The sequence below is a fragment of the Priestia sp. BR_2 genome (assembly GCF_041954005.1).
Taxonomy (GTDB): Bacteria; Bacillota; Bacilli; order Paenibacillales; family Paenibacillaceae; genus Paenibacillus_AQ; species Paenibacillus_AQ lautus_A.
In genome coordinates this window covers 1-541 of record NZ_JAVFHM010000273.1, presented here as the reverse complement: position 1 = coordinate 541, position 541 = coordinate 1, and the positions used below count along the sequence as shown (strand labels likewise).

Genomic DNA, 541 nt, shown 5'->3' with positions numbered 1-541 from the left:
CTACCAATTGAGCTACACCGGCGTATAAAATTATAAAAGGTACATGGTGGCTCGGGACGGAATCGAACCGCCGACACGAGGATTTTCAGTCCTCTGCTCTACCGACTGAGCTACCGAGCCATAGAGCTCATTTCGGACTTTGACGAATCCCATATCGGATACGCATCTCATCCCAAAGTCATCTATGAAACTTGTAAAAATGGCGGAACTGACGGGATTCGAACCCGCGATCTCCTGCGTGACAGGCAGGCATGTTAGGCCTCTACACCACAGTTCCACGAGGCACTATCGCTATTGCGATATAAATTGGTTGCGGGGGCAGGATTTGAACCTACGACCTTCGGGTTATGAGCCCGACGAGCTACCGAACTGCTCCACCCCGCGTCATTAAAAGGGTTGCTAATATGGGGTCCCCGAAAAGTAATCGGAATTACCTGCGAAGCGTGAGCTTCACTTTATGGGGATGAATTATGGTGGAGGCTGAGGGGATCGAACCCCCGACCCTCTGCTTGTAAGGCAGATGCTCTCCCAGCTGAGCTAA

3 tRNA genes are annotated in these 541 nt (G+C 51.4%); all 3 read right to left on the bottom strand.

Going from position 1 to position 541, the window contains the following annotated elements:
• Nucleotides 1–44: 44 nt before the first annotated feature.
• Nucleotides 45–120 (bottom strand) — tRNA-Phe (locus RB298_RS20730).
• 80 nt (nt 121–200) lie between these two features.
• A tRNA-Asp gene (locus RB298_RS20725) sits at nt 201–277 on the bottom strand.
• A gap of 30 nt (nt 278–307) precedes the next feature.
• Nucleotides 308–384: transfer RNA gene (locus RB298_RS20720), tRNA-Met, on the bottom strand.
• Nucleotides 385–541: the final 157 nt, after the last annotated feature.